Source organism: Flavobacterium sp. (genome assembly GCF_027484205.1).
In the GTDB taxonomy this organism is placed as follows: Bacteria; Bacteroidota; Bacteroidia; order Flavobacteriales; family Flavobacteriaceae; genus Flavobacterium.
Genome location: NZ_JAIXUB010000011.1, coordinates 66,233 through 74,053 on the forward strand (window position 1 = coordinate 66,233; position 7,821 = coordinate 74,053).

A 7,821-nucleotide genomic window follows, 5' to 3' on the forward strand; every position below is an offset into this window, starting at 1 on the left:
AAAATCAGTTTAAACAATAAATGTTGGTGGTGCCCGAAGAGCAAAAAGACTTCCGCAGAAAAATTGTGTAATTTCTCTGGAGTGGAAAAAAGTACACGTTTTAGAAACCTGAATTTTCTTAAAATGAAATGTAAAAATTTCTGAATTTATAGAAGTACTAAAAGCAAATTGGCAAGTAAAACAATTATCAAATTCATGACTATGGGTAATTTGATGCTTACTTTTAGAATAATCGTGATGACAATGTTCTTTAGAAAATGCTTCTTCTATGTGATGAAAAGAGTGAACGGATTGAATCAATAGTGCTAAGAATATTGTCAACCCAAATAAAAAACTTCCAATGGAATATTTTCTTTTCATTACAACAAAAGTAAGTATATTGAAATAAAAAATCGCTTGAATTTAACAAATTTTAAAAATCGTTATATTCAAGCGATTGTTATTTTACAACTCTTAAACTAGTTTATTTGCTACTAAATATTCTGCAATTTGAATAGTATTTGTTGCAGCTCCTTTTCTTAAATTATCGGCTACAATCCACATATTTAATGAGTTTGGCTGACTTTCATCACGACGAATTCTACCTACAAAAACCTCATCTTTTCCTTGAGCAAACAATGGCATCGGATAAGTATAAGTATCTGTATTATCTTGAACTACAACGCCATCTGTATGATGAAGAATATCTCTAATTTCACTCACATTAAAATCATTTGCGAATTCAATATTTACGGCTTCGCTATGACCACCAACAATTGGTACACGAATAGCGGTTGCTGTAACTGCGATTGTTTTATCACCAATAATTTTCTGCGTTTCACGTACTAATTTCATTTCTTCTTTCGTGTAACCATTCTCTTCAAAACTGTCACATTGAGGAATTGCATTTCTGTGAATTGGATACTTATAAGCCATTTCTCCTTGAATTCCTGCATATTCATTTTCTAATTGTTGCACGGCTTTTACACCAGTTCCAGTAATAGATTGATACGTAGAAACAATAACGCGTTTGATTTTGTATTTTTTATGCAAAGGTGCTAAAACCATAACCATTTGGATAGTTGAACAGTTTGGATTAGCAATAATTTTATCTTCTTTAGTTAATACTGAAGCGTTGATTTCTGGAACAATTAATTTTTTTGTTGGATCCATTCTCCAAGCCGATGAGTTGTCGATTACTGTAGTTCCAACTTCGGCAAATTTTGGTGCCCAAGCTAAAGAGGTTTCTCCTCCAGCAGAAAACAAAGCAATATCAGGACGCATTTCTACAGCAGTTTGCAAACCAACAACTTTGTAGGTTGCTCCTTTCCACTCAATTTCTTTACCAACAGATTTCTCTGAAGCAACAGGAATTAACTCAGTTACAGGGAAATTTCTTTCTGCTAAAACTTGAAGCATTACTTCGCCAACCATTCCGGTTGCACCAACTACAGCAACTCTCATATAAATATTTTTTTAGATTTTAATAAAATTTGGAAGTACAAAAGTAGGTAGAAATTAAATTAAAAATTAAAAATTATGAATTAAAAAGAGATAGTTGAGAATCCTCACAAAATCTTCATTATTTTATAATTAAACATTATACCAACATAATTTTCAAATCTGTTGAGAAAATAAAGTAAATAATCAGTATTTCATGTACATTTTAAATATGTAAAATTTCTTAATTTAGTTTGTTTTGCAAAATTTATTATCATCATTTACATTTACTTTCCATACAGAACTCAATGAACATATTAAAACAAACCGATAGAATAAAAAAAATCCATAAACTAATACTTGAAGAAAAAACAGGAACTCCAATAGAACTTGCTGATAAGTTAAGTATTAGCAGAAGTCAGTTATACAATGTAATTGAAACTTTAAAAGAATTTGATGCTCCTATAAAGTACAGCAAAAAAACAAATAGTTTTTATTATACAAAGCCTTTTGATTTAGAATTAAAATTTTCCTTAACAATCATTTTAGATGAAGAAAAAAGAGAAATTTTTGGAGGATATAATTTCTGTCCAACTTTGTTAGACGGATGTTTTATTAATTTGTAAAATCAAAATATCTCGAGAAAAACGTTTTGATAAAAAAAGAAATGTATAATTTTAAAAATTAAACTATGAATTTAGAAAATTTAAATTTAGTAGAGCTTAATGCCAATGAGGAGAAACTCACGAATGGAGGAACAATTCCTGGTCCTGTATATCCAAATTGGATTGGTTTAGCCCAAAATGCTTATGGTCATGGAGTAAACATGCTCCAGATTGGACTAGGTTTTATGGCCGGAATGGGTGATGGAATCAGAGATGGAATGAAATAATAAATTTTTAAAACGCACAAAAATGATAGATTTAAATAATAATGAATTGGTTTCTATAAACGGAGGTACTGCACAAGCACCTAGTTCAAACGCACTTGTTAATTTAGGCTATGCAGCTGGATGGCATGCAGGACATGCAATAGGACAAACAATCAAAGATGTAGGAAGTATGGTTAGTACTGTTGGTTCTTGGATCTTTGGATAATAGATTTTTTACAATCAAAGTTTCATTACAGATTTATGCTGTAATGAAACTTTTTATTTTAAAGTATGAAATTCAATAATGTTTTAAAAGAGTTTTTTTTATTTGTCCTAAACCCTAAACTATTACAAATAAATAAAAATAGAATAAGTGATAAAATTTTATTATTTTTTATATTATCATTTACTATGCTTTTTTTTGTATTTTCTTCTTCTTTTCTTGTCAAAATATTAATATACATTATCGACTTTAAAGAAGGAATTAAGATATTTAATTATCAAAACAATAAATTACTCAAGTATAGTCTTTGGGAAAATGTCTCTTATATTTTATTATTAGGACCAATGATAGAAGAATTGATTAGTAGGTTGTATTTAGATTTAAAGAAAAGAAGTATTATTTTAACTCTAGTGTGTATTATAATTATAGGTTTAAAAATCACAAATTTAAATTTTGATTTAAAGTTTTATTTTTTCACTTTTATAATATTAATATTTACTTTATTTATTTTAAATAGTAGACAAGATTCAATAATGTTTTTTGGAAAAAAATATTATAGTTTCATATTTTATTTTAGTTGTCTAACTTTTTCATTTCTACATTTTAGCAATTACACAAGGGTGCTTTCAGATAATTATATTTGGTTGTTACCCATATTAGTATTACCACAATTCATTATGGGAATATTTTTTGGATATATAAGAATTAAACTTGGCTTTTTTTGGGCAATACTTTTACATATATTTATGAATATACCCGCAGTATTAATTTACATTACAACTAAATTATGATGATTGAATTTTTTAAAACCACTGTTTCTTTTGGTTCAGTTCTAGCAATCACTATATCTTGGTCAATGAATAAATCTTTGTTTTGGGCTATTTTTCATGGTATATGTGGTTGGCTCTATGTCATTTATTATGCCATTGGAAATTCAAATAATGACGATATAAATCAATAAAACATAAATATATGATTTCAAATTATTTCAAATTATCTCGATAATAAATTAAAGAATCCTAATATCAGTTCATCAGACAGAAAAACACTAAAGGTTGTTTATACAATTCATACTATTTTAATCCTTTATTTATGTATTTGCATGATGGCTTATGGATTAGGCTATTTAGTTGCAACATTTAACTTATTTTAATGTTAAAAATTGAAACTGGCTAAAATTTTGTCATAAATATGAAAAAAAACTATCATCTTCCAAACTGAGTTTACCTAATAATATACTCAATTATATCTGCACTTTTTTTAATTTATTTCATAGGCTATCAATTAGGTAAAGCTTATTATTATTTTACACATTAAAATCTACAAGTGAACTTCAGTTCAGACCCAATAAATACAACCGAAAACCTTATTGCAAAAAACAAAACCAAGAGTATTTCTATCTACTTGGTGGTGGTTTTAGCATTAATTATTTTTTTGGCTTTATTGCCAATTATTACTATTGATATTAGCAGTCAAAGTCGAGGCATCATTCGTAGTAAGACAGATAATGTGCCATTATCAAGTATTGTTAGTGGCAAAATTGTAACAATCAATTTAAAAAACAATAGCCAAGTAACTAAAGGTGATACACTTATAATTATTTCTAAAGACGGTTTAGAAACCGAGAAGAAAACCACAGACACACTCTCAAACAACATTAATGAGTATCTTATTGATGTTTCTAGTATTCTTAAAGGAAACACTTCTAATCTTAAAACATCAACCTCAAGAGAAGATTTCTATAAATTTCAATCAAGAAAAATGGAGCTTCAAAGCAAAGTTAGTCAAGCCCAAATTAATTACAATAGAAACAAAATCCTTTTCGATAAAGGAGTCATAGCAAAGGCAGAGTTTGAAAAACATCAATACGAATTACGTTTTGCTAATCAAGCATTGAGCAGTTTTGTTAATCAACAAAAAGCAGCATGGGAAACTCAAAAACGTGACTTAGAAGAGCGCGTAAAAAACCTAAAAGGAACCGTTGCTAAAATAGAAGTAGAAGAAAATAACTATTTTATTTTAGCACCTGTTACAGGAACTATAGAAAGTTTTAATGGTTTACAAGTTGGTTCTTTTATCAATGCCTCACAACCTATTGCTACTATTTCACCTGAGGACAACCTAATTGTTGAAAGTTCTGTTTCACCTGATGATATAGGATTAATAAAGAAAAATCAAAAAGTAAAATTTCAAGTGGACGCATTCAATTATAATCAATGGGGTTTGCTCGATGGAAAAGTAATTGATATTGATAAAAACATAACCATTCAAGAGAATCAAGCTTTCTTTAAAGTGCGTTGCAGTTTAAATTCTAAAACATTGCAACTAAAAAGTGGTTATAAAACCCAAGTTTCAAAAGGAATGACATTAACAACTAGATATATAATTACACGTAGAAGTTTATTTAATTTATTGTTTGACAAAGTTGATGATTGGTTAAATCCTAAACAAATAATTTAAAATGGCTTCAATAAAAATAAAACAACATGATATTAAAGATTGTGGTGCAGCTTGTCTTGCTTCTATCGGAAATCATTTTAAAATTAATCTTCCAATAGCAAGAATTCGACAGTATGCTAATACTGACAAAAGAGGAACAAATGTTCTTGGAATTATTGAAGCTGCCGAAAAAATGGGTTTCACCGCTAAAGGTGTCAAAGGAGGAATTGATGCTTTACCACAAATTCCACTTCCTACTATTGCTCATATTATAGTAAAGGAGCAATTACATCATTACGTAGTGATTTATTCTGTTACTAAAGATAAAATCACAGTAATGGATCCTGGGGTTGGAAAAATGGAAACCTATACTTATGAAGCATTTCAAAAAGTTTGGACTGGTGTTTTAATTCTATTTGCCAAAAATGATGACTTTAAAAGTTATAACGACAAAACTTCTCCTTTAAAAAGGTTTTGGCAATTAATTCAACCACATAAAACCATTTTGATTCAAGCATTATTTGGAGCTATACTATTTACTGTCCTTGGACTTGCTATGTCAATTTATGTTCAGAAAATAACGGACTATGTTTTGGTTGAAGGCAATAGAAACTTACTTAACTTATTAAGTGTTTCTATGATTGGAATTATTTTATTGCAAGCTTACATCGGTTCGAAGAAAAGTATTTTTGTAATGAAAACAGGACAGTTGATTGATGCCAAATTGATTTTAGGATATTACAAACATTTACTTCATTTGCCACAGCGTTTCTTCGACACCATGCAAATTGGAGAAATAACATCAAGGATAAGTGATGCCGTTAAAATCCGTTCGTTTATTAATGAAGTTGCCATTGAAATGATAGTCAATGTTTTTATTGTCATTTTTTCTTTTGCTCTCATGTTCACTTATTATTGGAAATTAGCATTAGTTATTTTGCTTGTTATTCCATTTTATGTTATCATCTATTTTTTACTCAATAGATTTAACAAGAAAGTAGAACGGAGCATTATGGAAAACGCTGCCGATTTACAAACGCAATTAGTTGAAAGTATTTCTCATATTAGAACAGTTAAAGAGTTTGGCATTGAAGAATTTTCAAACATTAGAACTGAAAATAAGTTTGTGAAATTACTTTTTACCATTTACAAATCGGGTTTAAATGGAATTTTTGCGGGAACATCAACACAGTTTTTGGCATCCATTTTTACCGTTATTTTGTTGTGGATTGGTTCAGGTTATGTAATCGATAAAGAAATAACACCTGGAGAATTATTTTCTTTTTATGCGCTAATAGGATACTTTACTTCTCCTGTTGCTTCATTAATTGGAATGAATAAAACAGCACAAAATGCTCTGATTGCAGCCGATAGATTATTTGAAATAATGGATTTAGAGCGAGAAGAAACTCAAAATAAAGTAGATTTAAATAAAGAATTAATTGGAGATATTAAATTCGAAAATGTATCTTTTAGATATGGTTCAAGAGTTGAGGTTTTTAAGAATTTTAATGCAATTTTTAAGAAAAATAAAACTACTGCAATAGTTGGTGAAAGTGGTAGCGGTAAAACAACGCTTATTTCGTTACTACAGAATTTATATTCAATAAATGAAGGAAAAATATACATTGGAGATTATGATTTAAAATATATTCATTATCAAAGCTTAAGAAATTCTATTGGTGTTATTCCACAACAATTGAATTTGTTTTCTGGAAATATTATTGAAAACATAGCTTTGGGAGAAATTTTTCCAAACATTCAACGTGTTTTAGAGCTATCAAAACGATTAGGAATCACAGAATTTGTTGAAAAACTACCCAATGCTTTTGAAACTCAAATTGGTGAAAATGGAGCAATGCTCTCAGGCGGACAAAAACAAAGAATTGCAATTGCAAGAACTTTATACAAAAATCCTGAAGTATTATTAATGGATGAAGCTACCTCTGCATTAGACACAAACTCTGAGAGGATTGTAAAAGAAGTAATTGATAATTTTAAAGCAGAAGGAAAAACGGTTATTGTAATTGCTCATAGATTAAGTACCATTGCTAATGCAGACACTATTTTAGTTATGGAAAATGGAACAATCGTTGAACAAGGAAGTCATACAGAACTATTATCTACCAAAGGAAAATACTTTGAACTTTGGAATAAGCAAAGTTTGTTATAAAAGAAAAACCGCTTCTTAATTGAAGCGGTTTAGTTAGAATATATACTGTAGCGGTTTATTATTTTTTCAATAAATCTCTAATTTGAGTAAGCAATTCCTCTTGACTTGGTCCTGCTGGAGCAGCTGGAGCTTCTTCTTCTTTTTTCTTCATGCTATTAATTCCTTTTACCATAATGAAAATAACAAAAGCAATTACTAGAAAACTAATTATCGCAGCAAGAAACTTTCCATATAAAATTCCACCATCTGTTTTTAAACCAGCTAAGTCCTCAACTTTAGCTGCTTTAAGTGCTGGATTTAATAATGCTGGTGTAATTACATCAGAAACTAATGAACTTACAATAGCTCCAAAAGCACCACCAATGATAACTCCAACAGCTAAATCCATAGCGTTACCTTTTGCAATAAAATCTTTAAATTCAGAAATCATTCCCATAATTAATAGTTTTTAGGTTATTTATTTTTTTGTTTTGAAAATCAAAGATAAATAAAATTTTAACATAATATTTAACATTTTGTAGAATTATTACTACTCAAAAATATTTAAACCTTACTCTTTTATGAATTTTTTACAAACTTCACCTTTTTCGGTATGTAATTTAATGATGTAATTTCCTGTTTTTAAATCGGAAATATTTATGGAATTTGTTGGGTTTGTAGTTATTTGAATCAATTGCCCTAACATATTATAAATTG

Annotated in this window: 11 protein-coding genes; 7 read left to right on the forward strand and 4 right to left on the reverse strand. The window is 28.8% G+C overall.

The features are described from left to right. Positions 1-9 precede the first annotated feature (9 nt). Both Q0049_RS03810 and Q0049_RS03815 read right to left on the reverse strand, forming a co-directional pair. Positions 10-360: a hypothetical protein gene (locus tag Q0049_RS03810; RefSeq protein WP_298116736.1), complete on the reverse strand. Its 351-nt coding sequence runs from the start codon at positions 358-360 to the stop codon at positions 10-12. A gap of 93 nt (positions 361-453) precedes the next feature. Beyond that, positions 454-1,443, reverse strand: a complete 990-nt coding sequence (locus Q0049_RS03815) for an aspartate-semialdehyde dehydrogenase (protein ID WP_298116738.1) — start codon at positions 1,441-1,443, stop codon at positions 454-456. 284 nt (positions 1,444-1,727) lie between these two features. Between Q0049_RS03815 and Q0049_RS03820 the strand changes: the two genes are divergently transcribed. From Q0049_RS03820 to Q0049_RS03845, 7 genes are all read left to right on the forward strand, one after another. Next, entirely contained in the window at positions 1,728-2,045 is a 318-nt protein-coding gene (locus tag Q0049_RS03820) for an HTH domain-containing protein (protein ID WP_298116740.1), read from the forward strand. A gap of 65 nt (positions 2,046-2,110) precedes the next feature. Then, positions 2,111-2,311, forward strand: a complete 201-nt coding sequence (locus tag Q0049_RS03825) for a bacteriocin (RefSeq protein ID WP_298116742.1) — start codon at positions 2,111-2,113, stop codon at positions 2,309-2,311. Between the two features lie 22 nt (positions 2,312-2,333). Further along, the gene (locus Q0049_RS03830; RefSeq protein ID WP_298116744.1) at positions 2,334-2,516 is read left to right on the forward strand and encodes a hypothetical protein; all 183 of its coding nucleotides are present in this window, start codon (positions 2,334-2,336) and stop codon (positions 2,514-2,516) included. A gap of 185 nt (positions 2,517-2,701) precedes the next feature. Beyond that, on the forward strand, positions 2,702-3,304 hold the full coding sequence (locus Q0049_RS16640; RefSeq protein ID WP_367178938.1) for a CPBP family glutamic-type intramembrane protease: 603 nt from the start codon (positions 2,702-2,704) through the stop codon (positions 3,302-3,304). Beyond that, positions 3,301-3,474: a hypothetical protein gene (locus Q0049_RS03835; protein ID WP_298116746.1), complete on the forward strand. Its 174-nt coding sequence runs from the start codon at positions 3,301-3,303 to the stop codon at positions 3,472-3,474. The genes Q0049_RS16640 and Q0049_RS03835 overlap by 4 nt, the downstream gene beginning before the upstream one ends. 365 nt (positions 3,475-3,839) lie before the next feature. Then, positions 3,840-4,973, forward strand: coding sequence for an HlyD family efflux transporter periplasmic adaptor subunit (locus Q0049_RS03840; protein ID WP_298116748.1), 1,134 nt, complete (start codon positions 3,840-3,842; stop codon positions 4,971-4,973). Between the two features lies 1 nt (position 4,974). Beyond that, positions 4,975-7,125, forward strand: a complete 2,151-nt coding sequence (locus tag Q0049_RS03845; RefSeq protein WP_298116750.1) for a peptidase domain-containing ABC transporter — start codon at positions 4,975-4,977, stop codon at positions 7,123-7,125. 58 nt (positions 7,126-7,183) lie between these two features. Here the strand turns inward: Q0049_RS03845 and mscL are convergent, their stop codons facing one another. Beyond that, positions 7,184-7,561, reverse strand: a complete 378-nt coding sequence (mscL, locus tag Q0049_RS03850) for a large conductance mechanosensitive channel protein MscL (protein ID WP_298116753.1) — start codon at positions 7,559-7,561, stop codon at positions 7,184-7,186. A gap of 114 nt (positions 7,562-7,675) precedes the next feature. Then, positions 7,676-7,810 carry a T9SS type A sorting domain-containing protein gene (locus Q0049_RS16645; protein WP_367178939.1) on the reverse strand — a complete coding sequence of 45 codons (135 nt, stop codon included), beginning with the start codon at positions 7,808-7,810 and terminating at the stop codon, positions 7,676-7,678. Between the last annotated feature and the right edge of the window lie 11 nt (positions 7,811-7,821).